The sequence below is a fragment of the Kineosporia sp. A_224 genome (assembly GCF_002198655.1).
Taxonomy (GTDB): domain Bacteria; phylum Actinomycetota; class Actinomycetes; order Actinomycetales; family Kineosporiaceae; genus R-H-3.
Genome location: NZ_MWLN01000228.1, coordinates 1 through 23,526, shown reverse-complemented (window position 1 = coordinate 23,526; position 23,526 = coordinate 1). Strand labels below are relative to the sequence as shown.

Genomic DNA, 23,526 nt, shown 5'->3' with positions numbered 1-23,526 from the left:
GTCCTCGCGGACGACTTACAGTGGACGGCATGGGACAGGCGATCGTCGGGCTCATCACCGTCGGGGTGATGATCTACGGGCTCGTCGACTGCTGGCGCAGCGACGAGCGAGAGGTACGCGGGCTGCCGAGACCGCTGTGGTTCCTCGTGATCCTGATCCCGCTCGTCGGCGGGATCGCCTGGCTCGTCTACGGCGCCCCCAAGGCGCCGGGCGCCACGGGTCGCGGCCCCCGGGTGCTCGCCCCGGACGACGACCCCGACTTCCTGCGCTCCCTGGAGCAGCAGACCCGCGAGCAGCGCCGCGCCGAGCGCGAGGAGCGCCGCCGGCAGGCCAAGGAGCAGCGCCGCGAGGAGAAGGAGCAGCGCCGCGAGGAGAAGGAGCGCCGGGACACCGGCGACACCTCGACCTCGGACTGACGTCGACCTCGACTGACCCCGACCTCGGACTGACCCTCCCGGACGCCGGACCTATCCCACGTGCCGCGGCGGCGTCGTCGCCGGCGGCATCGGGCGCCCCAGCAGGAAGCCCTGCGCGCCGTCCATCCCGAGCCGGCGGGCCGCCTCGAGCTGGGACGTCGACTCGACGCCCTCGGCGACGCAGCGCCGTCCCATCGCCCGGCACAGCGTGAGCACGGTCGCGGCGACGGTGTCGTCGCGGCCGAGGTCCATCGTCACCTGACGGTCGACCTTGACCGTGTCCACGGGGAGCTGGCGCAGCGCGAGCAGACCGAGCGAGCCGCGGCCGAAGTCGTCGACGGCCACCCCGACGCCGAGCGAGCGCAGCATGCCGAGGGTGCGGCGGGCCTGGTCGGTGTCGACGAAGGTCACGGCGCTCACCTCGACGCACAGCCGGGACGGCGCGATGCCGCGGTCGGCGAGCCGGTCGGCGACGGCCTGCGCGAAGCCCGGGTCCTCGAGCTGGCTGCGCGACAGGTTCACGGCGACGTAGCGCGGCCCGGCCGAGGTCCCCTCGTCCGCGGCGGCGTCGGTCGCACCCCACTGCACGAGCAGGTCGAGCGCCCGGTCGAGGACGATCTCCCCGAGCCGCGAGCCGATGCCCAGCTCCTCGGCGACGGCGACGAAGTGCTGGGGCGGCACGGACGTGCCGTCCGGCCGGGTCCAGCGGGCGAGCACCTCGACGCCGCCGGTCCGGTCGGACGCCGGGTCCGCGGCGAGGTCCACGATGCCCTGCACCGCGATGTCGATGCCGCCGTCGGCGACGGCCGCGCGCAGGTCGTTCTCGATGCCCTCGCGGGTCGCGTCGTGCGCGGCCATCGCCGGGTCGTGGTGCACCCAGCGGCCGCGGCCGGCGGTCTGCGCGGCGTGCATCGCGGTGCTCGCGGCGCGCAGGAGGCGCTCGGGGCTGGCCAGGTCGGCGTCCGCGATCGCGGTGCCGACCGAGCAGGTGACCGACACCAGGGCGCCGCCGACGAGCATCTCTTCCTCGAGCAGTGCCGCCATCCGGTGGACCATCGACTCGCAGCCGTCCGGCCCGACGCCCTCGACGAGGACGGCGAACGTCGTGGGCCCGACGCGTGCGACGACGTCCTCGGCCGGCATCGCGGCCCGCAGCCGGCGGGCCAGGTGCCGGAGCACCTCGTTGGCACGCTTGTCGCCGTGCTTCTGGGCGACGACGTCGAACCGGTCGACGTCGAGCACGAACAGGGCCACCCGGCCGCCGATGACGTCGACCCGGGCGAGCGCCCGGGTGATGCCGCGCAGCAGGACGCCGCGGGTCGCCATCCCGGTGAGCGGGTCGGTGCTCGGGCCGCCCGCGACGCTGGCCACCGCGGCCGCCGTTCCGGCACCGGACCACATCCGGTCGCCGTCGAAGCCGGCGTCGAGGGTCCAGCCGGTACCGCCGAGCGCGAGCCGGTGCGCGACCGCGCTGCCGACGGTGCCGGCGCCGATCGTGCCCGCCGCACCGGCGAGGAGCACCCCGCTGGGGCCGGCCGACACCCCGAGCGGCTCGGCCATGAGGGAGAGCACGGTCTCGAGCATCGCGAGCATGCCGCCGCCGGCCGCGGTGAGCAGCCAGCCGGTGTCGCCGGGCAGCCGGGTCGTCAGCACCCCGACGACGACGACGGACCACAGCGCCGCGAGGACGGCGAGGTCGGGGGCGGAGACCGCGAGCAGGGCCGCGGCGGTCAGCGCCGCGCAGCCGCGGCCGAAGGTGCCGGCGGACAGCCGCGGGTGCAGGGCGGACACCGCGGAGACGGCGAGGGCCGCGACGGCGACCCAGGCCGTGGGGCGGCCGTGGGAGATCCAGACGGCGGGCATCGACGCACCGGCCATCGCCCCGAGCGCGAGCGCCTCGTAGCGGGTCGCGTCACGCGTCGCGAGCCCCTGGCCGGCGGTCGCCTCGCGGCTCACGAGCTCGGCGAAGCCGGGGATCGCGTCGAAGCCCGTCGCCCCGGGGCTGCCTGCCTGGACGGGCAGCTCCTCGAGGGCGTCCGCGGACGCCTGGACGGCGGCGTTCGTGACCTTCGCGTTCATGTTCGGCCCCAGCTCGGCGACATCGTGGTTCGGCGGGTGACGGGTCTGTCCGGCGCACCGCGCTCACGGTGCGTCCGGGTAGATGTCGGATCCCGCCCCCCGGGTCTTGAGCCGTCCGGGCGACGCCGTCGCGCACCGTAGGCTGTGGGGGTGGCGCCGTTCCTCAAGTTCACCGTGCTCAGGCTCGCGCTGTTCCTCGTCGCCCTCGTGACGTTCTCCTGGCTCGGTGCCGGGCCTCTCCTGGCGGTCGCGCTCGCCGCGGTCGTCTCCGCGCTGCTGTCGTACGTGCTGCTGCGCGGTCCCCGCGAGGAGCTCGCCGGCACGATCCAGGAGCGCATCCAGCGCCGGCTCGAGGCCGGCGAGGCGCGGTCCTCCGCGGGCTCGCGGCGTCGGGCCGAGGACGACGCCGTCGAGGACGCCGCCGCGGACGCCGCGCTCGCCCGTCAGGACGAGGCCGCGCGCCGGGAGGCGGCCCGCGGGGGCTCAGCCGAGGAAGGCCAGCCCGGCGCCCAGCAGTAGCCCGTAGACGAGCTCGAGCCGGCCGGTGTCCCGCAGCACCGGCAGCAGGGCCCGCCCGGTCGCACCGCCGAGGACCGCCCGCAGCGGCACGACGGTGAACGGCGCGGCGGCGACGACGACCATCGCCCACGGCCGGCCGGATGCGGCGCAGACCGCTGCGACGACGAACGCGACGGCGACGAGCCCGGCGTAGAAGGCCCTGGTGCGGGCGTCGCCCAGCCGGACGGCGAGCGTGCGCTTGCCGGCGAGGGTGTCCGTCGGGATGTCCCGCAGGTTGTTCGCGACGAGGATCGCGCAGGCGAGCGCCCCGACGCCGACCGCGCCGAGCACCGCGGGCAGGTCGACCGACCCGGCCTGGGTGTACGCCGTCCCGAGGACGGCGACGAGCCCGAAGAAGACGAAGACGAAGACCTCGCCGAGGCCGGCGTAGCCGTAGGGCCGTGTGCCGCCGGTGTAGTACCAGGCGGCGAGGATGCTCGCGGCGCCGACGGCGACGAGCCACCAGGCCCCGGACACCGCGACGAGCGCGAGCCCGGCGGCCGCGGCGACGCCGAACGCGAGGAAGGCCGCCCGCTTGACCGCCGCCGGCGCGGCCGCGCCCGAGCCGGTGAGCCGGAACGGCCCGACCCGGTCGTCGTCCGTCCCGCGGATCCCGTCGGAGTAGTCGTTCGCATAGTTCACGGCGACCTGGAGCGCGAGCGCGACGACGAGCGCGAGGGCCGCGAGACCGGCCTCGCGGGCGTCCCAGCCCTCCCCGGGGAACGGCGGCTCGAACGACGGCTGCCGCAGGATGCCCGCGGCGGCGCCGGTGCCGACGAGGACCGGGGCGACGGCGGCGGGCAGCGTCCGGGGCCGGGCGCCCTCGAGCCACTGGGCGGGCGTGGCCCGCGGGGTCGTCCCGCCCGTCGTCGCACCGGTGCGGTCTGTGGTGTCGTCGGGGGTCACCCGTGGTCTCCCAGGGTCGCGAGGCGCGCGAGCGCCGTCCGGTCCGGTTTGCCGGGGCCGCGCAGCGGCATCCGGTCGAGCACGAGGAGCTGACGGGGCGTCGCGCGGGCGGCGACGTCGGCCGACACCCGCTCGCGCACCTGCGCCATCGACGGCGCGGTCGCGCCGTCGGCGAGGACGAGGGCCGCGACGACGCGCTGGCCCCACTCGGCGTCCGGGACGCCGACGACGACGGCCTCCGTGACGCCCGGCAGGCGCAGCAGCGCGGCCTCCACGGCGGACGGCGCGACCTTGAGGCCGCCGGTCGTCACGACGTCGTCGAGCCGCCCGAGCAGGTCGAGGCGGCCGTCGTCCGGCAGCCGCCCGGCGTCGTCCGTCGCGAACCAGCGCGCGCCGTCCGCGACGAAGAAGCCGCCCGCCGCGGATCCGTCGTCCGCGGACCGCCCGCGGTAGCCGCGCGCGAGCACCGGGCCGCCGAGCAGCACCCGGCCGTCGGGCCCGTCGGCACCCTCGCCGCTGCCGGCTCCTCCTGCACTGCCATCAGGAGCGAGCCGGACCCGGACGCCGTCCAGCGGCACGCCGTCGTACACGCACCCGCCGCACGTCTCGCTCATGCCGTACGTCGTCACGAGCCGGACGCCGGCCGTGCTGGCCCGCTCCTGCAGGCTCGGCGCGGTCGCCGCGCCCCCGACGAGGACCGCGTCGAAGCCGGTGAGCGCGGCCAGGCCCGGGCCGCCGGCGTCGAGCAGCCGGCCGAGCTGGGTCGGGACGAGCGAGGTGTACCGGCGCGGGCCGCGCATCCGGGCGGCCGCCTCGGCGAAGTCGTCGGGCCGGAAGCCCCGGGTCAGGTCGAGCACGACCGGCGGGGCGCCCCCGACGAGGGCGCGCAGCAGCACCTGCAGACCCGCGACGTGCTGGGCCGGGAGGGCGAGCAGCCAGCGCCCCGCACCGCCGAGCCGGTCGTGGGTCGCCGAGACCGAGGCGAGCAGCGCCGACGCGTGCAGCAGTACACCTTTCGCGGTGCCGGTCGAGCCGGACGTCGTGACGACGGCGACCGTAGGGTCCGCCGCGTCGTCCTCGTCGCCGTCCAACGGCTCGCCGGGGCGCAGCGCCGCGGGCGGTCCGGCGTCCGCCGCGTACGGCAGGAGAGCGGGTCCGGCGCCGGACAGCGCGGCCCGCAACCGCGGCAGGACGTCGAGCACGGACTCGTCCGACGCGATCGCGACGGGTTCGAGGACGCGGCTCACAGCCCCAGAGTAGGAGTCGCCCGCGCGCCGCCGACGAGCGGCCCGCCCGCGGTGGCAGGCTGACCGGGTGCTGTCGGTCGAGGAGGCGCTCGCCGAGCTGGGACGAACGGACACCCGGCTCGTGGACCATGCCCGCCTCGCCTGGGAGGCGCTGTCGGGCGGCGGCGGACCGGAGACCGTGACCCAGTGGCGGGTCCAGCAGTTCTGCTGGTTCGAGCTCGCGGCGGCCGACCGGCTCGCGGGCCGGCGGTGGCCGCTCGCCGAAGGGCTCGCGGCCCTGCTCGACGGGCTGGGGCTCGGCCGGTACGCCGGCATCGCGCGCAGCAGCACGACCCGCGAGGTGCTCCTCGCCGCGGACCAGTCGAACGGCGGGCACACCCTCGCCGACCGGGCCTCGCAGCGCTCCGGCATCCACCCGCCCGACACCGAGCTCGTCACGTGGCGCGGCCGGTGCGGCCCGGTCGAGGCGACCCTCTACGAGCTCGTCGCCGACCGGCTCGAGATCGCCGTCGTCCTCGGCGACCTGCAGCCCGGCACCCGGGGCTGGCGTGACCAGCAGGCCGAGCTGACCCTCGCCGTCCTCACGACGCCGCACCCGGCGTTCGACGACCGGCCGCCGTACGAGGCGCTCGTCGCCGAGCGGGTGCACCGCTGGGTCCGGCGGCCTCGCTCGACGACCCGGACCGGCCTGCTCGCCCCGCTCGAGCGCCGGCTGCTGGGCCGCGTCGACCCCGGGATGGCCGCCCCCGCCCGCTCCCTGCTGCGCCCGATGGACTGGCTGCTCACCGAGATCCACGAGGACGGCCTGCCGCTCACCGCCGCCGGCTACCTGCCCCCGCGCACCGTCGCCCGCGCGCTCGACGAGCTCGGCTGGCGCGACGAGATCGTCGGCCCGGCGTCCCGCGAGGTCGACGCGTACCCGGTCCTCGTGCTCCGCGAGTCCGCGACCCGGCTCGGGCTCGTCCGCCGCCGGTCCGGCCGGCTCGTGCGCACCCAGAGCGGCCGGGCCGCCGTCGCCGACGGCCGCACCCTGTGGCTGGAGGTCGCCGCCGGTCTCGTGGGCCCGGAGGACTCGGCGCTCGCGACGGCGTGGGAGGTCGTGCTCGCCGTCCTCGAGCCGGGCGACAGCGTCCCCGAGCAGGACGTCCGCGCGCTCGTCCAGTCCGTCGTCGCCGAGTCGGGCTGGCGCCTCGCCGGACGCCGTGACCCGGTCGGCGTCGACACCGCGCCGCTGTTCTTCGCCGTCCTGCGCGAGCTGCGCTGGCTCGAGCTCGTCGAGGAGAGCGGCGCCCTCCTCGACCGCCGCCTCCAGGCCCGGCCCGGCGCCGGCGAGCTGTTCCGCGCGGCCCTGCGCCACCGCGTCCTGCACACCGCCCAGGGCTGACGCTTCCGCCGCAGGGGGTCCAGACCCCGGCACCGGCTGCCGACAACCTCCCCGAGGAGCCCGCGCACGACGGCGCGGGCAGAGGGGGTGCACCGGTGGGCCGGCTGAGCGCCGACGAGCTGGCGCGGATGAGCACGGCCGAGCGGCACAGCGTGCTGCGCGGCGTGCTCAGTCGCCGCGGGCTGCTGCGTGCCGCCGCGGTCACCGGTGCGCTCGGGGCCGGTCCGGTGCTGCTCGCCCCGCGCGCGGGGGCGGTGTCGTCGGGGACGGTCCCGCTGCTGGCCCGCTGGCTCGCGTTCGGCGAGGACCCGCGCACGCAGGTCCGGGTGCGGTGGCAGGTGGCCGGTCCGGTCACGGGTGCCGCCGTCCGGTACGGCTCGGACGTCGGGTACGGCAACGACGTGCCGGCCGCGCTCGAGGTGCTGCGGACCGTCATGCCGAACGGCCGCGTCGTCGAGCAGTACTACGCCGGTGCCGACCTGGGCGGCCTCACGCCCGGCACGACGTACCACTACCAGGTCGTCCACGACGGCGGCGTCGCCTCGAACGACGCGACCTTCCGGACGGCGCCCGAGCCGAAGGACCGCGCGCGGTTCAGCTTCACGGCGTTCGGCGACCAGAGCGTCTCGAGCTGGGCGGTCTCCCTCGAGCAGGTCATGACGCAGTTCGACCCGGCCTTCCACCTGCTCGCCGGGGACATCTCCTACGCCGACGCCGGCGGTCGTGGCGAGGCGACGGACGACTACGAGCCCACCCGGTGGGACACCTACTTCCGGCAGATCGAGCCGGTCGCCGCGCAGGTGCCGTGGATGGTCGCGGCGGGCAACCACGACATCGAGATGCTCTACGACGGGCACGGCTACGGCGGCCTCACGACCCGGTTCGCGCTGCCGACGAACGGCCCCTCGGGCTGCCCGACCGCCTACACGTACACGTACGGCCGGGTCGGCTTCCTCGTCGCGGACTCCAACGACCTCACCGCGGAGCTGCCCGCGAACCGCGACTACTCCCAGGGCCGCCAGCTGCTGTGGGTCCGCGAGCGGCTCGCGGCCATGCGCTCGGACCCCGACGTCGACTTCGTCGTCGCGGTGCTGCACCACTGCGCCTACGCCACCGCGGCCGCGCACGGCTCGGACGCCGGGGTCCGGGCGACGCTCGGGCCGCTCTTCGACGAGTTCGGCGTCGACCTCGTCATCAGCGGCCACAACCACGTGTACGAGCGCACCGACCCGATCCGCGGCGGGGTCGCGGCCGTCGCGGCGCCGGCCGGGTCCGTCGTCGCGAGCGCGGACGCCGGGACGACGTACATCTGCGCGGGCGGCGGCGGCATGGGCCTCAACGGCTTCGCCGTCGCCGACCGCAACACGATGGTCCGGGACGTCGCGCCGCCCGAGTTCGAGGCCCGGCTCGTCGCCGGCAACGGCGCGCTGACGACCGAGACCGTCGGCTGGTCACGGGTCCGGTACACCGGCCACTCGTTCATCGTCGTGGACGTCGACCCCGGGCCCGTCGCGTGGTCGGCGACGATGCGGGTGCGGATGGTCACGGTCGACGGCGCCGTCCTCGACGACGTGACCCTGACGCGCGACACCGCGAGCTGGGTGGGCCGCAACGGCACGAACCTGCTCGTCGCGGCCGGCGGGGTCGTCGGCGCGGGGCTCGCCGGGGCCGTGCTGCTCGGCGGCCGCGACGAGCCGGCGCCGGAGGCGGCCGGGCCGCCCGTGCGGATCGGACCCTCGCCGGCGGACCGGGACGCGGCCGCCCGCCGGCGCGCCGACGTCCTCGCCGAGGCGACCCGCGTCGCGCTCGCCGCGGAGGACCTCGAACGTGCGGGGGCCGACTCCGTGGGCCGGCTCCCGGACCCGCTCCTCGCCGGCGCGCTGGCCCTCGACCTGCTCACCGCCGACCCGGCGTCCCTGCCCCGCCGCCCCGGCGACGGGCCGGACGGCGGGTCCGACGGCCAGCTCGCCCTCGACCTCGTGCTCCCGGCGCCGGCGGACGACGGCCCGGACGACGTCCGGTACGCGCTGCCGGACGAGCCCGCCGACGACCTCGCCGACGGTGTCCCGGACGGTGTCCCGGACGACGGGCCGGACGACGTCCCGCCGTTCGACGACGACCTGCCGGAGCCGCTGCCGGACGTCGAGGACGACGTCGAGTGCTTCGAGACCGACGACTCCCGCTACCTGGACGGCGGCTACCTGCCGTGGCCGTTCGCCGGCGCGGCGGGGCCGGTCGACGGGCCCGACGCGGAGCCCGCGCCGTCGGGCACGGCGCTCACTGCTGCCCGGGAGCTCCCGGGCCAGCGTCGTCCGGAGGGGTCGTCCCCGACGCCTCCGGGGAGCCGCCCTTCTTGAGCTCCTCCTCGCGGCGGCGCAGGTTCTCCTCCCAGGCCGCGAGCCGGGTCTCGTCCTCGCGGCGGGCGGCGAGCCCGGCGAGGAAGTCCGGGTCGTCGTCCGGCGCGAGCGAGCGGCCGGCGCCGCCGGGTCGCGGCCGCTCGTACTCGGGGTAGCCCGCCGTCCCGGTCGCCGGCCACGGCACCGCGCCGGCGCGCCGGTCCGGGCGGCCCAGGAGCAGCCACGCGATCGAGCCGAAGAGCGGCACGAGGATGATGACGACGAGCCAGGCCCACTTCGGCAGGTTGCGCGGCACCGGGGTCTGGATGCAGTCGACGATCGCGTAGATGAGCAGGCCGACCTCGATGAGAAGCGGCAGGCCCTTCGTGGCCGCGAACAGCACGTCGTCCCCCTTCGCCGGGCGAAGGGCCGATCATGCCACCTCAGGCGGCCGCGGTTCCGCCGATCCGCGTGGTCTCGGCCCGCAGTTGCTCCTCGCGCCGCCGCAGGTCGTCCTCCCAGCGGGTGAGCATCGCCTCGTGCTCCTCGTTGAGCTCGCGGAGCTGACCGAGCAGCACCGCGTCGTGCGCGCCGTCCGCCGCCGCCGCGGTCGTCGGACCGGCCGCGACGGCGGTCGCGGTCGCCGTGCCGCCCGCGGCCGACGTCGCCCCGGCGGCGGCGCGCTGCCGTTCGACGGCCCGCCGGGCCCGGCCCGCGGCGAGGTACCCGGCACCGCCCGCGAGCGGGAAGACGAGGATCCCCACGGCCCAGGCCCAGCGCGGCACGCGCCGGACGGCGGTCTCCTTGGCGAGCAGGACGTCCACGAAGCAGAACACGGCGAACCCCACCTCGAAGACCAGGCCGATACCGCTCGTCAGGTGAATCATGCTCAGGGCTCCCACGACGGCGCGCCGACTCCTCGACGCGGCTCAGGCCTCGACTGTGCGACGGACCACGCGATGGCGCATCCCGACGTGGCCGGGCCGGGACTGGCGCCCGCGGGCCGCGCACTGCTAGAACGACGGCCGTGTCGACCGTCGCGAACGTCCTCGTCGCCCTCATCGCGCTGCTCCACGTCTACATCCTCGTCATGGAGATGTTCCTGTGGCGCACGCCGCGCACCCGGGCCTCGTTCGGGCTCACCGAGGAGATGGCCGAGGCGACGGCGGTCATGGCCGGCAACCAGGGCCTCTACAACGGCTTCCTCGCGGCGGGCCTGTTCTGGGGGCTGTTCGCCGCCGACCCCACCGGTCGCGAGGTGACGATCTTCTTCCTGCTCTGCGTGGCCGTCGCGGGTGTCTACGGCTCGCTCACCGCGAGCCGCCGGATCCTGTTCATCCAGACCGTCCCCGCGGTGCTCGCGCTCGCGGCGGTGCTCGCGTCCTGACCGGGCCGGGAGCGGACGACGACCGGGCCCGTGCGGCGCGACCTCGCCCGCGACCTCAGCCCGCGTCCTCGACGACCTCGACGCCCCAGACCTGCCCCAGCGGTGCCGACGTCGTGAGGATCCCGGTCGCGACGCCGGGGACGACGTCCTCGGGCACGGTGAAGGTCCAGCTCGTGGCGAAGCCGGTCTCCTCGCCGCCGGCGTCGGCCGTGCCGAGCGGGAAGGTGCGCCCGTTCCACGTGAGCTCGAGGGCGACGTCCCGCAGCGGGACGGACGGCGTCGGCGGGTCCGCGCGTTCGCACCCCGGCCCGTAGACCGTCACCGAGCCGGTGTCGTCGCACCCGGCGGCGAAGTCCCGGCCGGTGACCGTCACCGTGGCGCCCGGCTCGACCCGGACGACGGGCACGGGGACGTCGCTGCCCGGCAGCGACGTCGGCGAGGCCGTCGGCCCCGGCACCGTGATCGACGGCCCCGCGCACGACGCCACCGCCGTCGTGGGCGCGAACAGCCCCAGCCCCGCCGCCGCGACCGCCACCAGCAACCCGAGCCGCACCAGTCGTCTCATGATCCCTCCCGCGCCCATGATGCTCGCCGCAGGTACCGGAACGGGGATCAGGACGGTCTCGGATCGGTACCGGACGTGAGCATCGGCGGGTCTTCCGGGTGGGGTGGCGGCGAGGGTGGGCGAGGGCGGAGTGGTCTCGTTCCGTGATCGGGGAACTGCCCTGCGGCATCTCTTCACCCGTTGGGAGCCGGTTCGAACCCTAAATCTTTGTCACTCACCGTATGACCGGCCCGATCCGCTTCCTGTGACGATCACGCTCGGCCATGATGGCGCCTCCTGGGCGTCACGGGCGCCCCCCGCCACCGCAAGGGATGACATGGCCCTCAACCGCCCCTCCCGGCGGCGTCGCGTCGAAGCGACCGTCGCCGCACTGCTGCTCCCCGCTGCCGCGCTGCTCGTGTCGGCCGGGCCCACGCAGGCCGTCGTGACCGCCTGCTCCGGCAAGCCGCAGGACATCAACGGCGACGGCTTCGCCGACATCGCGATCGGCGAGGTGCGCGGGGGCGCGACGGGCGGCGGCCGCCTGCACGTCTTCTACGGCACGGCGGCCGGCCCGGCGACGGTGGCGACGGGCGACGCGCCCGACGACCAGATCTTCGCCCAGGGTGTCGGGGGCATCGCCGGGGTGGACTCGAAGGGCGATGCGTTCGGCGCCACCGTGCAGATGGGCGACCTCAACGACGACGGCTGCGCGGACGTCGCGGTCGGCCTGCCGGGCAACGCCTCCGGCACGGGGGCCGTCGCCGTCCTCTACGGCTCGATCACCGGCCTCACGGGCACCGGGTCGCAGTTCTTCACCGAGGACGTCGTGGGCGCCGGCGAGGCCGTGGCCGACGAGAACTTCGGGGCCGGCCTGTCCGTGGGCGACTTCGACGGCGACGGCGTCACCGACCTCGCCGCCGCCGCCCCGTTCGACACCGTCGGTGCCGGCACCGAGCGCGGCGCCGTCGTCGTGCTCTACGGCTCGACGGCCGGCGTGAACAAGGGCACCCGGCCGGCCTCGATCCACCACCAGAACCTCGCGTCGGTGCCCGGTACGGCCGAGGACGGTGACGCGTTCGGCTTCATCATCGGCGCGGACGACGTCACCGCGGACGGCATCTCCGACGTCGTCGTCGGGGTGCCGGGCGAGAACCTCGGGGCCGGCATCGTCCAGGTGCTGCCCGGCAGCGCGACCGGGGTCGGCGCGGCGGCCGGCCTCACCTTCAGCCAGGACAGCGTCGGCGTCCCCGGGGCGCCCGAGGACTTCGACAACTTCGGCTACTACGTGACGACGGGCGACGTGAACGGCGACGGCGCCCCGGACCTCGTCACCGGCGTCCCCGGCGAGGACAACGCGCGGGGCATCGTCCAGGTGATCTACAGCGACCCGGTGACGAAGAAGCTCACGACGACCGGCGCGCAGGGCGTCTCGCAGGCGGTCACGGGCGTGGACGGCGTCCCGGGGGACGGCGACTTCTTCGGCGCCGCGGTGGCCGTGGCGAAGCTCGACGGCGACGCGTTCGGCGACGTCGTCATCGGCACCCCGTTCGACGCCGTGGCGACGCTCTCCGAGGCCGGCTCGGTGTCGGTCATGCGCGGCTCGGCGACCGGGATGACGACCGCCGGGTTCGGCGGCGTCCGGTTCACGCAGGACACCGCGGGTGTCGCCGGGTCCGCGGAGAACGGCGACCTGTTCGGGTTCGCCGTCACCGGTGCCGCGGTCCAGGGTGCGGCGACGGAGAACGTCGTCATCGGCGCCCCGGGCGAGAGCATCAGCGGCGTGCTCCGGGCCGGCTCCGCGCTCGTGCTCACCGCGACGGCCAGCGGGCCGTCGGGGACGGGCAGCGTCACGCTCGAGGCCGGGACGCCGAACGTCGCCGGCGCCCGGACGGCCGAGGGCCGCTGGGGCTGGTCGATCGACTGACACGGCGCCCGGACCTGGAACGTGACACACCGTGCATTCCTGATTTCTCTGCGTAGACACCCCGGGGCCGCCATGATGGCGGTCCCGGGGTGCCGCGCCGGTGCCCTCCGTCCCACGAGGTCACCCATGGCACCGAGGTTCCCGCTCCGCCGCCGTCGCGCCGGAGCCGCACTGGCGTCGTTCCTGCTCCCGGCCGCCCTGCTCACCGCCGGCCCCGCGGACGCCGTCGTCTCCTCGTGCGCCGGGACGCCCCAGGACTTCAACGGCGACGGCTTCGCCGACTTCGCGGTCGGCGAGGTGGACGGTGGCGCGACCCACGGCGGCAAGGTCCACGTGTTCTACGGGACGGCGTCCGGCCCGACCTTCACCGGCTCCGGGGACGCCCCGGACGACCAGGTCTTCCAGCAGGGCGTCGGCGGTGTGCCTGGCGTCGACGCCCTCGGCGACGGTTTCGGTGCCACCGTGACGGCCGGCGACCTCAACGACGACGGCTGCGCGGACCTCGCGATCGGGGCCCCCGGCAACAACCGCCGGGTCGGTTCGGTGACGGTGCTCTACGGCTCGCCGGGTACCGGGCTGCGGACGACCGGCGCCCAGTTCCTCAGCCAGGACAGCATCGCCGCCGGTGAGGCGCGCTTCGGCGAGCAGTTCGGCGCCTCGATCGCCGTGGGCGACCTCGACGACGACGGGGTCGAGGACCTCGCCGTCGGCGCCCCGTACGACATCGTCGAGGTACCGGGCGGCACCGACCAGGGCGCCGTCGCCGTCTTCTACGGCGCCACGACGGGCGTCGGGCGCAGCACCCGCGCCGACGTCCTGCTGGACCAGAACGACGCCGCCGTGCCCGGGACGGCGGAGGACGGCGACGCGTTCGGCTACGCCGCCGCGGCGGGCGACGTCACCGGCGACGGCGTCGACGATCTCGTCGTCGGTGCCCCGGGCGAGAACGGCAGCGGCCTCGTCACCCTCCTGCCGGGCAGCGCGACCGGCGTCGGCGTCACCGCTGGCACCGGGTGGAGCCAGAGCACCCCGGGCGTGCCGGGCGCGAGCGAGACCGACGACGCCTTCGGCGAGACGGTCACCCTCGGGGACATCACCGGGGACGGCGCGCCGGACGTGCTCATCGGCGCGCCGGGCGAGAACGTCGGCCGCGGCGCGGTGACGATCCTGCTCAGCGACGGTACGACCCACGTCGTCGGGGTCGCGGGCGCGCAGGCCTTCAGCCAGGGCACGGCCGGCGTCGACGGCGTCGCCGGTGTCGCGGACAACTTCGGTTTCGCGATCGCCGTCGCCGACCTCGACTCGGACACCTTCGGCGACGTCGCGATCGGCACGCCCGGCGACGACATCGGGGCGGTCATCGGGGCGGGGTCCGTGAACGTGCTGCGCGGGTCGGCGGCCGGGGCGACCGTGGCCGGTTACGGCGGCGCGCGGATCAGCCAGGCGTCGGTCGGCGTCGCCGGGGGCCCGGAGAGCGGCGACGCGTTCGGGTTCGCGGTGTCGGGCGCGGGGATCCGCAACACCGGCGTCGACGACCTGCTCGTCGGCGTCCCCGGCGAGACCCTCGGTGCCGTCTCGGAGGCCGGGCTCACCCTGATCCTGCCCGGGCGGACGACGGGTCCCTCCGGCGTCGGCAGCTCGGAGGTCGAGGCCGACAAGCTCAACGTCGCGGGCGGCCGGACGACGAACGGGCACTGGGGGTTCTCGCTCGACTGACTCGCCCGGCCCGACCGTGACGGGTCGGCAGAGCCGGCCGGGCGGCCGCGGTCAGCGGCCCCCGGCCCGCGCCGTCCCGACGAGGCTGGCGAGGTGCCCGGCGAGCCGTTGGGCGTCGTCCAGCAGCGGCGCCCAGTCGTCGTCCGCCTCGCCCCGGTAGGCGGCGGCCGCGAGCTCGAGGAGCGGCCGCAGGTGTGCCGGGACGTCGTCTGCGACCTGCGCGGCCGCAGCGTCCTTCGACCAGATCCGGTCGGTGCGCAACGTCGCGAGGATCCGGGCGAGGGTGAGCAGGACGTTGCGGGTGTCGTCCGCGAGGTCGGCGAGCAGCCCGGGCACGCCGTCGGCGACCGCGTGCCGCAGGTCGGCCAGGGGCACCGGGTCGAGCACCAGCTCCGCGGGCGGCCCGACGAGCGCGACCCCGTCGAGGAGCACCTGGGTGACCAGGCACGCGAGGTCGGGGTCGTCGGGACCGCCCCACGGTGCCGGCCCGCCCGCCGCCGGGTCGTACGTCTCGAGCCCCGCGCGCAGCCACTCGCCGTACTGCAGCTCGCGCGGCGGCGGGTAACGCCACGGCCGCACCCGGTCGGCCACGACGACGGTGAGCTCGACCGGCCGCAGCCCGTGGCGCCGTCCGGACCGGACCAGCACGGCGTCGAGCAGCGGCCTGACCCGGTGCCCCAGCGGCGACCGGACGACGGCGAGCAGGTCGAGGTCGCTCTCCGGTCGCAGCCCGGACGACGTCGCGGAGCCGTAGAGGTAGACGGCGACGAGGTCGTCCCCGAGCACGCGCCGGACGGCGTCCACGACGTCGTCGACCTGCCTGCGGTCGGCCTCGCCGAGCCCAGGAGCGGAAGCCGGCGTCACCACGCCATCCTGACGCCGCCCCTCACGGACGTCACCCGAGATTCCCGGCAATGGGGCGACTTCCGCGGCGCAGCACCGTCGCAGGCACCCCGTTCCAGGGTTGTTCGGTTCGGTGACGTGGGCCGGCAGGGCCGGGCAGCATGGGTGGGTGCCGACGGGCCGCGCGCCGACGTGCACCTGTCGCGGTTCGACGACGGCACGACCCTGTGCGGCCTCCCCGAGGGTGACGTCACGGCGGTCCTCCACATCGACCTCCTCGACGGCGCCGGACCGGCATGCCCACGATGCCTCGCTCGCCTGCGCCGCGACGCGTGACGCGCGCGGCCCCCGTCTGCGGGGACATCGCAACGGCAGAGCGCCGCTGGGGTTTCCCCGCAGTGGCCATGTCCTCGCCGGTGCTCAAGTGCTTGCTCGCGACCGGGCCGTCACAGCACGTGGGAGGTCGCGGCTTCTCTCGGGACTCCGCGAGTTCGGCTACGCCTGGGGCGAGATCGCCACCCGGCTCGGCACCAGCAGACAAGCCGCCCAGCAGGGGTGCACTCGTGTGGTCCTACTCGCTGGTGCGCGCCTTGCCTCCGGTGCGTGGCCGTGGCTCGCCGTTGACGGAGACACAGATGCCGGCGACCTTTGCCCACCCCGCCCATCCGCTGATGCAGCCCCGGTTGTCGGAGATCTGGACCCGCGTCCGTGCGGGGTCGACCGCGGTGACCTTGTGCAGGTAGATGGTCCCGGCGACCTTGACGAGGACGACGTCGCCGACCTCGAGGCAGGCCGGGTTGCAGGGCTCAGTCCGCGAAGACGAAGAAACGGCCGTCTGCACTGGTCAGAGGCCGTTCCGATGGTGGCCAGGGGCGGGGTCGAACCGCCGACCTTCCGATGGGAGGCAGAGGGTGGGCTACGTTGTTTTGGTGACAGCTCCGACCACTGCAGCCGATCTCGCCGACCTTGAACGCGAACGGCTCCGTTGTCTTGTGGAAGCTCGCTCGGACGACGCAGACTCCCTGCACGCGCCCGACTTCCAGATCGTGACCCCCAGCGGAGGCGTCTGGAACAAGGAGCAGTACTTGGGCGGCATCGCCGACGGCTCCATCGACTACCGCCGCTTCGAGCCCACCTCGGACATCGACGTCATGGTCGACGAGCACGTCGCCGTCCTGCGCTATCGGTCCGCCATCGACATCGCCGTCTCCGGGCAGGAGCCCGGCCCGTTGGAGTGCTGGCACCTCGACTGTTACGAACGCGACAACCACGGCGCCTGGCGCGTGCGCTGGTCCCAAGCGACCGAGATCCTTCGGCGCCGGCCGGAGCGCGAGTAGCAACAGCCAGGCAACCACCCACCGAGGCGCCGCGCACCCACGCTCTACCCACTGGAATGGACGCGAAACGACGGGCGCCGACCCACCCGGACGAGACCACCGCCAGCGACTGCACCGCAGGTCGTGAGCCAGATCGGGCAGCAGCGAGCACCGCCGAGGCGGGTCGATCTTGAGTCCGCCGATTGAAGGTGACAGCGGGTCGGGGAGGCCGCCAGGCATGGCGCCATGCCCAAGAGCACGTCGTGGAAGATCCGACACTTCTCGTTGGCGAACCCTCGGGGACGAGGGCGCGATGACGTCGCGCAGTTGCTGAGACGAGTCGCCGACCAGGGCCCGAATCGACCCGGTCAGTAGTACCAGGGGTACGGACTCCAGTCGGGCGCCCGCTTCTCCAGGAACGAGTCCCGGCCCTCGACGGCCTCGTCGGTCATGTACGCCAGCCGGGTCGCCTCGCCGGCGAAGACCTGCTGGCCGACGAGCCCGTCGTCGACGAGGTTGAAGGCGAACTTCAGCATCCGCTGCGCGGTCGGGGACTTGCCGTTGACCTCGGCGGCGACCTCGAGGGCGACCTTCTCCAGGTCGGCGTGGTCGGCGACGAGGTTCACGGCGCCCATCCGGTGCATGTCCTCGGCGGAGTACGGGCGGCCGAGGAAGAAGATCTCGCGGGCGAACTTCTGGCCGACCATCTTCGCGAGGTAGGCCGAGCCGTAGCCGGCGTCGAACGAGCCGACGTCGGCGTCGGTCTGCTTGAACCGCGCGTGCTCCCGCGACGCGATCGTCAGGTCGCAGACGACGTGCAGGGAGTGTCCGCCGCCGGCGGCCCAGCCGTTGACGACGGCGACGACGACCTTCGGCATGGTCCGGATGAGCCGCTGCACCTCGAGGATGTGCAGCCGGCCGCCGGCCGCCTTGACCCGGGCCTCGTCGACCGACTCGACGGTGTCGCCGGGCCGCCCCGTCGCGGGGTCGACCGTCGTGTACTGGTACCCGGACTTCCCGCGGATCCGCTGGTCGCCGCCGGAGCAGAACGCCCGCCCGCCGTCCTTGGGGCTCGGGCCGTTGCCGGTGAGCAGGACGCAGCCGACGTCCGGGGTCATCCGGGCATGGTCGAGCGCCCGGTACAGCTCGTCGACGGTGTGCGGCCGGAAGGCGTTGCGCACCTCCGGGCGGTCGAACGCGATCCGGACCGTCCCGCGGGCCGGTCCGTCGAGGCGGCACCGGTGGTAGGTGATGTCGGTGAAGTCGAAGCCGGGGACGACGTCCCAGGCGGCTGCGTCGAAGATCTCCGAGACGTCGGTCACCGACGCAGGATAGGGCGCCGCCGGTCAGGCCCCGTCGGACGCCCCCGCCGTCTGCCGGACGACGTCGATGAGCACGGTCCGGTGCTCGGTCCGCAGCGGCTCAGGGATGAGCCCGACCCCGTCCGCCGTGGACGCCGGCCAGCGGGACTCGACCGTCGTCACCGTGCCGTCGTCCGCGTCCGTGACGAACGTCGTCCGCACCCGGACCCCGGGGACGAGGCGCGTGCACCCGCCGTCCCCGCCCGAGCAGAACAGCGGCAGCCCGACGAAGCGGCGCAGCGGCGGGGTCGTCGCGCCCGGCGCCGCGAGCTCGTAGTCGACGCTCACCGCACGGACGCCGCGCCACGAGTCGAAGCCGCCGGAGCCCCAGCCGCCGCCGCGCACCCGGCGGACGCCGAGCACGGTGACCTGCGGGTGCCGCTGCAGCCAGCCGACGAGGTCGTCCGGTGCGGCGGCGCGGCCGCCGTCCGGCTCGACGACCTGCGCGACGGAGGCCACCCGGACGTCGGCCGCCGCGACGGCCGCCGCCGCGCTGCCGGGCTCGGCGGCCCCCGCCGGGTCGGTGGCGCCGGACAGGTCGCCGCCGAGGCCCGCGCCGACCGCCCAGACCCCGGCCAGGACGGCCGCCGCGACGGCGAGCGCGCGCGGCACCCGCCGAGCGGCCGGCACGGCCTGCGGGACGGCGTCCAGGGCGGTCTCCTGACATCGGCCCGGGCGGCCCGGGTACGGGTGGGACGCCACCATCGTCACCCGTAGGCTGCCGATGTGCACCCTCCCGCCGACGACCTCCGGGCCGCCGCCCACGTCGTCCGGCTCCCGCTGCGCACCCGGTTCCGCGGTCTCGTCGAGCGCGAGGCCCTGCTCCTGCACGGTCCGGCGGGCTGGGGGGAGTTCTCCCCGTTCGTCGAGTACGACGACGCCGAGGCGTCCCGCTGGCTCGCGTCGGCGGTCGAGGCGGCCTGGGGGAGCGCTGCCGGCACCGGCCCGCACGCCGTCCGCGACCGGGTGCCCGTCAACGCGACGGTCCCGGCCGTCCCGGCCGAGGACGTGGCCGGCGTGCTCGCCCGGTTCGACGGCTGCACGACCGCGAAGGTCAAGGTCGCCGAGCGCGGCCAGACGCTCGCGGACGACGTCGACCGGGTCGCCGCGGTCCGGTCCGCGCTCGGGCCGGCCGGCCGGGTGCGGGTCGACGCCAACGGCGCGTGGTCGGTCGACGACGCCGTCCGCGCGCTCGCCGCGCTCGCGCCCTACGACCTGGAGTACGCCGAGCAGCCCTGCGCGGGGCTCGACGGGCTGCGGGACGTCCGGACGGCGCTCGCCCGGGCCGGGGTCGACGTCCTCGTCGCGGCCGACGAGAGCGTCCGCAAGGCCGAGGACCCGCTTCGGGTCGCCGTCTCCGGCGCCGCGGACGTCGTCGTCGTCAAGGTCGCCCCGCTCGGCGGGGTCGCGGCCGCGCTGGACGTCGCCGGCACGCTCGGGGCCGACCACGGCATCCCCGTCGTCGTCTCGTCGGCGCTCGACACCTCTGTCGGCATCGCGGCCGGCGTCGCGCTCGCCGCGGCGCTGCCCGACCTGCCGTTCGCCTGCGGGCTGGGCACCGTGTCGCTGCTCGGGGCGGACGTCGCGGCGGACCCGCTCGTGCCCGTCGCCGGCGGGATCGACGTCGCGCGGGCCCGCGCCCTGGCCGCCGACCCGGCCCAGCTCGCCGCGCTCGCCGCCCCCGACGACCGCCGCGACTGGTGGCTCGACCGGCTCGCCCGGTGTGCTGACCTGTTGCGCCGCAACGACTCCGGCGCACCGGCCCGGGCCGGGGCGGGGCCGGCGTGAACGACTCGACGCTGCTCGCCCGGCTCGCCGTCGAGGCGCTCGCCGCCGCCGGGGTCCGCCACGTCGTGCTGTGCCCGGGGTCGCGCAGCGCACCGCTCGCGTACGCCCTCGTCGAGGCTTTGGAGAACCGGCCGGACGACGCCCAGCACCCCGGCAGCGCCCCGGACTTGCACGTCCGGCACGACGAGCGGGTCGCCGCCTTCACCGCGCTCGGGGTCGCCCGGGGCGCGCTCGCCGGGGGTGCGGCGATCGCCGGGGCGGTCGTCACGACGTCCGGCACGGCCGCCGCGAACCTGCTGCCCGCCGTCCTCGAGGCGCACCACGGCAACGTGCCGCTCGTCGTCGTCACCGCCGACCGGCCGACGGCGCTGCGCGGCACGTGGGCCAACCAGACGACCGAGCTCCAGGCCGGGCTCTTCGGTGGCGCCGTCCGGGCCCGGCTCGACCTCGCCGACGACGTCGCGGCCGCCGACCCGGACGCCGCCCGCGCCGCGCTGCTCGACACGCTCCAGGCGATGTGGGGCCGCACCGTCGACGACCGCCCCGGGCCGGTGCACCTCGACCTCGGGTTCACCGACCCGCTGGTACCTGATGACGAGAGCTTTGCTCTGCCCTCACTTGTGAGGGCAGAGCAAAGCATCGGCGAGACAACCCCCGCCCGCTCGGTCCCCGGCGTCGTCCGGCACCGGAACCGCGGTGCCCGCGGTGAGCCGCTGCCTCCGGGGGGCCGCACCGTCGTCGTCGCGGGCGACGGAGCCGGCTGGGAGGCCCGGTGGCTCGCCGAGGCGGGCGGCTGGCCGCTGCTCGCCGAGCCGTCGTCCGCGGCCCGCAGCGGGCCGAACGCGATCGGCCCTTACCGGCTGCTCCTGGAGCTGCCCGACCTCGGCGGCGCCGTCGAGCGCGCCGTCGTCCTCGGCCGCCCGACGCTGTCCCGCCCGGTGAGCCGGCTGCTCGCGCGTGACGACGTCGAGATCGTCCTCGTGTCGCCGTTCCCGGGCTGGCCCGAGCCCGGCCGCCCGGTGCGCCGGATCCTCGGGCTGACCTGGCCCGGCGACCTCGAGGAGACCGAGAAAGGTTGGTACCGCAGGGATCCAGACCCGTGGCTGGCGGGCTGGCTCGCCGCCGGCGCGGCTGCGCAGCAGGCCCTGGACGCCATCCTCGACGAGGTCGCGGCCGGCTGGTCGGACGGCGCCTCCGCCGCGCCGCTCGGCCCGCTCGTCGCCCGGGAGGTCGCCGCGGCGCTGCAGTCGGGCGACCTGCTCGTCGCCGCCGCGAGCAACCCGATCCGCGACCTCGACCTCGCGGGCCGGCCGTTCGGTGACGTCCTCGACCGTGCGCCGGGGGTCTTCGCGGGCGACCAGACGCAGATCGTCGCCAACCGCGGCCTCGCGGGCATCGACGGCACGTTGTCGACGGCGTCCGGTGCCGCGCTCGCCCGGGACGCCGCGCAGGTGCGGGTGCTCGTCGGCGACCTCGCCTTCCTCCACGACGCCAACGCCCTGCTCGCAGGACCCGACGAGCACCGCCCCGACCTGCAGGTCGTGCTCCTCGACGACGACGGCGGCGGGATCTTCAGCCTGCTCGAGCACGGCGAACGGGCCACCCGCAGCGCCGACCGGGCCGCGCTCTTCGAGCGCACCTTCGGCACCCCGCACGGCACCGACGTGGCGGCGCTCTGCCGCGCCTACGGCGTCCCGCACACCCGGGCCGCCGACCTCGCCGGGCTGCGCGCGGCGCTCGCCGCACCGCCGGCCGGCACGAGCGTCGTCGAGGTCCGGACGGCGCGCGCCGGCCTGCGCGACCTGCACGCCAAGATCCGTGCGCAGGTGCATGCGTCGGCGCGGACCGCGCTCGGGGCGTCGCGGACCTGACGCCCGGAGGCGTTGCCGCAGAATCGTTCTCCCGGGGAGCTCAGCCCCCGGAGAGCGCGTCCCGCATCGGCACGAGCTTGTCGTTGGACTCCGCGAGCTCGCGCTCGGGGTCCGAGCCGGCGACGATCCCGCAGCCGGCGAACAGCCGCAGCCGGCGGCCGTCCTCGCCGTCCACGCGGGCGCAGCGCAGCGCGATGCCCCACTCGCCGTCGCCCTGGGCGTCCATCCAGCCGACCGGCCCGGCGTAGCGGTCCCGGTCCATGCCCTCGATCTCGGCGATGACCGAGGCCGCGACCTCGGTCGGCGTCCCGCAGACCGCGGCCGACGGGTGCAGGGCCGCGGCCAGCCCGAGCGACGTCGTGTCGTCCCGCAGGACGCCCGTCACGTCGGTCGCGAGGTGCATGACGTTCGCGAGGTGGAGCACGAAGGGGCTCTCGGGCACGTTCATCGACGTGCAGTGCGGGGCGAGCGCGTCGGCGACGGACCGGACGGCGTACTCGTGCTCCTCGCCGTCCTTGCTCGACCGGGCCAGCGACGCCGCGAGCGCGAGGTCGTGCTCGTCGTCCCCGGTGCGGCGGATCGTGCCCGCGAGCACCCGGGACGTGACGAGGCCCTTCTCCCGCCGCACGAGCATCTCGGGCGTCGCGCCGACAAGGCCGTCGACGCTGAACGTCCAGCAGCCCGGGTAACGGTTCGCGAGCCGGCCGAGCAGCGCCCGGACGTCGACCGGCCGCTCCGCGTACGCCTCGAGGTCGCGGGCGAGGACGACCTTCTCCATCGCACCCGCCCCGATCCGGCGGATCGCGTCGGCGACGACGCTCTCCCAGTCGACCGCGGTGCGGGCGCCGTCCGCGAAGGTCACCTCGCCGTGCCACAGCACGGGCTCGTTCTCGGTCTCCGGCAGCGTCGCCGACGGCACGACCCGGCCCAGGCTCGTCGTCGTGAGCCACCACTGGTCGCCGCGGCGGCCGACGACGACCTCGGGGACGACGAGCACCCCGCCCGCGGCGGAGCCGGGGGAGAAGGCGAACGACCCGAAGGCGACGGGCCCTGTGCCGGGCAGACCGACCTCGTCCCGGACGACCGCGTGGCCGACGAGGTCCAGCCAGGCGGCCTCCGCGTCGGCGAAGCGGTGCGCGCCGGTCGTGCGGATCCGCAGCGTCTCGCCCCAGCCGACGAGCCCCTCGCGCCGTCGCACCCAGGCCAGCGGGCCGGTACGCGGCAGCAGACCCAGCAGTGGACCCGGGTCGGGGATCGGGACCGTGCGGGCCACGAGGGGCACGGTCAACGGCGCGGTGGTCATCGCCTTCAAGCGTAGGACGCCGCGACCGGGGCTTCGCGCCGGACCCCGGGCCCGTGGGCCGGACGAGGCGTGACGTCCGCCACCCCGGCGATCAGCCCCCGGCGGGCGCACCCGCCGTGCCACGATCGCCCTCACGGCGGACCCGCTGCCGTCGGACGACTGGAGGCGACCGTGCGACGACGCAGCGTGGCCGCCCTTGTCGGGGCGGCCGGGCTCCTGCTGCTCGGCGCGTCCGTCCTGCCCGGTCCCGCGGAGGCGCCCTGCCTCGTCGACTCCGGCGGGACGTGCCTCGACGCGCGGCTCACCGGACGGGCGCCGGGCTACGTGTCGTCCATCGACACCGAGACCCCGGGCGTCCCGCTGTTCTACGTCGAGTTCGAGGTGGCCGGCGAGCGGGTCCAGGCGAAGGTCGCGAACTGGCCGGCCGCACCCGACGGCCCGGCGAACGGGCCGCGCGTCGGGTCGACCGTCGACGTCGCCTTCGACCCGGCCGCCCCGGCCGAGCACGCCACCGACGCCGACGCCCTCGCCGCGGCGAGGAGCA

General features: G+C 76.0%; 21 protein-coding genes. 11 read left to right on the top strand and 10 right to left on the bottom strand.

Annotation, left to right across the window (positions count from 1 at the left end; all coding sequences use genetic code 11):
• Positions 1–29: 29 nt before the first annotated feature.
• Positions 30–416: a PLD nuclease N-terminal domain-containing protein gene (locus EDJALFJO_RS30590; RefSeq protein WP_088290327.1), complete on the top strand. Its 387-nt coding sequence runs from the start codon at positions 30–32 to the stop codon at positions 414–416.
• A 51-nt stretch (positions 417–467) separates the two neighbouring features.
• On the opposite strand, the gene EDJALFJO_RS30585 is transcribed toward EDJALFJO_RS30590, so the two are convergent.
• A complete protein-coding gene (locus tag EDJALFJO_RS30585) occupies positions 468–2,495 on the bottom strand; it encodes a bifunctional diguanylate cyclase/phosphodiesterase (protein ID WP_088290268.1) in 2,028 nt (675 codons plus the stop codon).
• 150 nt (positions 2,496–2,645) lie between these two features.
• On the opposite strand from EDJALFJO_RS30585, the gene EDJALFJO_RS30580 reads away from it, so the two are divergent.
• Complete coding sequence (locus tag EDJALFJO_RS30580) at positions 2,646–3,014, top strand: DUF4229 domain-containing protein (protein ID WP_158220628.1); 369 nt, start codon at positions 2,646–2,648, stop codon at positions 3,012–3,014.
• Here the strand turns inward: EDJALFJO_RS30580 and EDJALFJO_RS30575 are convergent.
• Both EDJALFJO_RS30575 and menE read right to left on the bottom strand, forming a co-directional pair.
• Positions 2,979–3,959, bottom strand: a complete 981-nt coding sequence (locus tag EDJALFJO_RS30575; protein ID WP_088290264.1) for a 1,4-dihydroxy-2-naphthoate polyprenyltransferase — start codon at positions 3,957–3,959, stop codon at positions 2,979–2,981. The two genes, EDJALFJO_RS30580 and EDJALFJO_RS30575, sit on opposite strands and share 36 nt — an antisense overlap.
• Positions 3,956–5,206, bottom strand: a complete 1,251-nt coding sequence (menE, locus tag EDJALFJO_RS30570; protein ID WP_088290262.1) for an o-succinylbenzoate--CoA ligase — start codon at positions 5,204–5,206, stop codon at positions 3,956–3,958. Before menE ends, EDJALFJO_RS30575 begins: the two co-directional genes overlap by 4 nt.
• Positions 5,207–5,273: 67 nt before the next feature.
• Between menE and EDJALFJO_RS35900 the strand changes: the two genes are divergently transcribed.
• Together EDJALFJO_RS35900 and EDJALFJO_RS30560 are read left to right on the top strand one after the other, a co-directional pair.
• Entirely contained in the window at positions 5,274–6,590 is a 1,317-nt protein-coding gene (locus tag EDJALFJO_RS35900; protein WP_088290260.1) for a hypothetical protein, read from the top strand.
• A gap of 95 nt (positions 6,591–6,685) precedes the next feature.
• Complete coding sequence (locus EDJALFJO_RS30560) at positions 6,686–8,947, top strand: metallophosphoesterase family protein (RefSeq protein ID WP_088290258.1); 2,262 nt, start codon at positions 6,686–6,688, stop codon at positions 8,945–8,947.
• Here the strand turns inward: EDJALFJO_RS30560 and EDJALFJO_RS30555 are convergent.
• On the bottom strand, positions 8,868–9,329 hold the full coding sequence (locus EDJALFJO_RS30555; protein ID WP_198950792.1) for a PLD nuclease N-terminal domain-containing protein: 462 nt from the start codon (positions 9,327–9,329) through the stop codon (positions 8,868–8,870). The genes EDJALFJO_RS30560 and EDJALFJO_RS30555 overlap by 80 nt on opposite strands.
• Positions 9,330–9,369: 40 nt before the next feature.
• A complete protein-coding gene (locus EDJALFJO_RS30550; protein ID WP_088290256.1) occupies positions 9,370–9,813 on the bottom strand; it encodes a PLDc N-terminal domain-containing protein in 444 nt (147 codons plus the stop codon).
• Between the two features lie 140 nt (positions 9,814–9,953).
• Between EDJALFJO_RS30550 and EDJALFJO_RS30545 the strand changes: the two genes are divergently transcribed.
• Positions 9,954–10,313 (top strand): DUF1304 domain-containing protein, encoded by a 360-nt coding sequence (locus tag EDJALFJO_RS30545; protein ID WP_088290254.1) that lies wholly within the window; start codon positions 9,954–9,956, stop codon positions 10,311–10,313.
• Between the two features lie 55 nt (positions 10,314–10,368).
• Here EDJALFJO_RS30545 and EDJALFJO_RS30540 read toward each other — a convergent pair whose 3' ends face one another.
• Positions 10,369–10,878 carry a hypothetical protein gene (locus EDJALFJO_RS30540; protein WP_143448880.1) on the bottom strand — a complete coding sequence of 170 codons (510 nt, stop codon included), beginning with the start codon at positions 10,876–10,878 and terminating at the stop codon, positions 10,369–10,371.
• Between the two features lie 316 nt (positions 10,879–11,194).
• Between EDJALFJO_RS30540 and EDJALFJO_RS30535 the strand changes: the two genes are divergently transcribed.
• Positions 11,195–12,784 (top strand): FG-GAP repeat protein, encoded by a 1,590-nt coding sequence (locus EDJALFJO_RS30535; RefSeq protein WP_088290250.1) that lies wholly within the window; start codon positions 11,195–11,197, stop codon positions 12,782–12,784.
• A 126-nt stretch (positions 12,785–12,910) separates the two neighbouring features.
• A complete protein-coding gene (locus tag EDJALFJO_RS30530) occupies positions 12,911–14,500 on the top strand; it encodes an FG-GAP repeat protein (RefSeq protein WP_158220627.1) in 1,590 nt (529 codons plus the stop codon).
• 51 nt (positions 14,501–14,551) lie between these two features.
• Here the strand turns inward: EDJALFJO_RS30530 and EDJALFJO_RS30525 are convergent, their stop codons facing one another.
• Entirely contained in the window at positions 14,552–15,364 is an 813-nt protein-coding gene (locus EDJALFJO_RS30525) for an aminoglycoside adenylyltransferase family protein (RefSeq protein ID WP_158220626.1), read from the bottom strand.
• 908 nt (positions 15,365–16,272) lie between these two features.
• Between EDJALFJO_RS30525 and EDJALFJO_RS30520 the strand changes: the two genes are divergently transcribed.
• A complete protein-coding gene (locus EDJALFJO_RS30520) occupies positions 16,273–16,680 on the top strand; it encodes a nuclear transport factor 2 family protein (RefSeq protein WP_158220625.1) in 408 nt (135 codons plus the stop codon).
• Between the two features lie 347 nt (positions 16,681–17,027).
• On the opposite strand, the gene EDJALFJO_RS30515 is transcribed toward EDJALFJO_RS30520, so the two are convergent.
• Positions 17,028–17,981 carry a 1,4-dihydroxy-2-naphthoyl-CoA synthase gene (locus EDJALFJO_RS30515; protein WP_088290242.1) on the bottom strand — a complete coding sequence of 318 codons (954 nt, stop codon included), beginning with the start codon at positions 17,979–17,981 and terminating at the stop codon, positions 17,028–17,030.
• Positions 17,982–18,005: 24 nt separating this feature from the next.
• Complete coding sequence (locus EDJALFJO_RS30510; RefSeq protein ID WP_233150126.1) at positions 18,006–18,752, bottom strand: hypothetical protein; 747 nt, start codon at positions 18,750–18,752, stop codon at positions 18,006–18,008.
• On the opposite strand from EDJALFJO_RS30510, the gene EDJALFJO_RS30505 reads away from it, so the two are divergent.
• Positions 18,747–19,808: an o-succinylbenzoate synthase gene (locus EDJALFJO_RS30505; protein ID WP_088290238.1), complete on the top strand. Its 1,062-nt coding sequence runs from the start codon at positions 18,747–18,749 to the stop codon at positions 19,806–19,808. The genes EDJALFJO_RS30510 and EDJALFJO_RS30505 overlap by 6 nt on opposite strands.
• Positions 19,805–21,679 (top strand): 2-succinyl-5-enolpyruvyl-6-hydroxy-3-cyclohexene-1-carboxylic-acid synthase, encoded by a 1,875-nt coding sequence (menD, locus tag EDJALFJO_RS30500; RefSeq protein ID WP_088290236.1) that lies wholly within the window; start codon positions 19,805–19,807, stop codon positions 21,677–21,679. Before EDJALFJO_RS30505 ends, menD begins: the two co-directional genes overlap by 4 nt.
• Before the next feature lie 40 nt (positions 21,680–21,719).
• On the opposite strand, the gene EDJALFJO_RS30495 is transcribed toward menD, so the two are convergent.
• Positions 21,720–22,982 (bottom strand): isochorismate synthase MenF, encoded by a 1,263-nt coding sequence (locus EDJALFJO_RS30495; protein WP_088290234.1) that lies wholly within the window; start codon positions 22,980–22,982, stop codon positions 21,720–21,722.
• Between the two features lie 171 nt (positions 22,983–23,153).
• On the opposite strand from EDJALFJO_RS30495, the gene EDJALFJO_RS34670 reads away from it, so the two are divergent.
• Positions 23,154–23,526: hypothetical protein (locus tag EDJALFJO_RS34670; protein WP_158220624.1), on the top strand; the 373-nt coding region annotated here is incomplete at its 3' end.